The following is a 1,609-nucleotide window of genomic DNA, read 5'->3' on the forward strand; positions in this document are numbered from 1 at the left end:
CTTGATCTTTAACGTCCGAGATCGAACGGCGCCTCGTACTTGATCACTCGGTTCGGTAACCGCCGTACGCGGAAACGGCCTTCGTCTGGATCATGTGCTCCGACCAAGGAACACACACGTCCAGAGCGAAGGCCGTGGGGATGAGTTTGCTGCATTGCGATATCCGGCGGGAGCCGCTGGCGGAACTGTCACGCTTCCGAGGCGAGTTCTACTCCTGCCTGACCGCTCGTTCGGATGCTTTGTTCGAGCTGGCCGACGCGGTTCTTTGCCATGACGGGTCGGTGAGGTCGCTGGTCGAGCTGTCGCTGGTGGGTGAACACCGCCGTGGTCACGGAGGGCTCTACGCCGCTGTCGCCCGTGGCTGGGTCGACGCGGACCGGATGCGCCAGGCCCTGGCCTCCGTGCCGCTGCCGCGGGCGGTCGACGGCCGGCTGGTCCTGGCCGTCGATGTCACGTGCTGGCTGCGGCCCGACGCCCACACCTCACCAGAGCGGATCCTGTGCCACACCTACGGTCGGGGCAAGGACCAGCACATCCCCGTTCCCGGGTGGCCGTACTCGATCGTCTGCGCGCTGGAGCCGGGCCGCAGCTCGTGGACCGCCCCGCTGGACGCGCTGCGTCTGGCACCCGGAGACGACACGGCTACCGTCACCGCCCGGCAGCTGCGCGAGCTGATCGAGCGGCTGATCACCGCAGGTCAGTGGCAGGTCGGCGACCCGGAAGTCCTCGTCATCGCGGACGCCGGATACGACGCACCACGCCTGGCCCACCTCCTGCGGGACCTTCCGGTCCAGGTCCTGGCCCGTATGCGGTCGGACCGGGTCCTGCGCCGGCCCGCACCCCAGCGGCAGCCTCACACCATGGGCCGTCCGCCCCGACACGGCGGCGAGTTCGTGTTCGGGCAGCCTGACACCTGGGGCACCCCGGACACCGAAACCGTCACCGACACCCGCCTCTACGGCACCGCCCGAGCACGCTCGTGGGACCGGCTCCACCCCAAACTCACCCACCGCTCTTCCTGGGCCGCGGCCGACGGCACCCTCCCGATCGTTGAGGGAACGGTGATCCGCCTGGACATCGACCACCTGCCCAGCGGAGCCACTCCGAAGCCGGTCTGGTTGTGGTGGTCGGGCACCGACGCCACTGAGGCGGACACCGACCGTCTGTGGCAGGCCTACCTGCGGCGTTTCGACATCGAGCACACCTTCCGCCTGTTCAAACAGACTCTCGGCTGGACCTGCCCGAAGGTCCGCACACCCCAGGCGGCGGACCGCTGGACATGGCTGATCCTCGCGGCCTACACCCAACTGCGTCTGGCCCGGCCACTGGCGGCCGACCGACATCGTCCATGGGAGAAACCCACCTCGTCCGACCGCCTCACTCCAGCTCGAGTCCGTCGCGACTTCCGGCACATCCGCCCCAACACCGCCTGCCCAGCCCAAGCACCGAAACCCACCCGCCCCGGACCTGGACGTCCACCAGGGCGCAAAAACACGCGGCCCACCCCACGTCATGACGTCCACATACCCCGCACAACGGGCACGGCAGCGTCCAGAAAGGCGAAGCCGACGACCCCACGCCCCCGCCGCACAGGTTAAAGATCAAGCTA

General features: G+C 68.6%; 1 protein-coding gene. It reads left to right on the plus strand.

The window, feature by feature from the left end; genetic code table 11:
- Positions 1–140 precede the first annotated feature (140 nt).
- A complete protein-coding gene (locus tag ACFWU6_RS33665) occupies positions 141–1,598 on the plus strand; it encodes an NF041680 family putative transposase (RefSeq protein ID WP_383985292.1) in 1,458 nt (485 codons plus the stop codon).
- The last annotated feature ends 11 nt before the right edge of the window (positions 1,599–1,609 follow it).

Source organism: Streptomyces sp. NPDC058674 (assembly GCF_042716505.1).
GTDB lineage: Bacteria > Actinomycetota > Actinomycetes > Streptomycetales > Streptomycetaceae > Streptomyces.

Excerpts from the sequence above, each read along its gene's own strand:
- ACFWU6_RS33665 (WP_383985292.1), top strand. The coding sequence starts at position 141 with ATGAGTTTGCTGCATTGCGATATCCGGCGGGAGCCGCTGGCGGAACTG.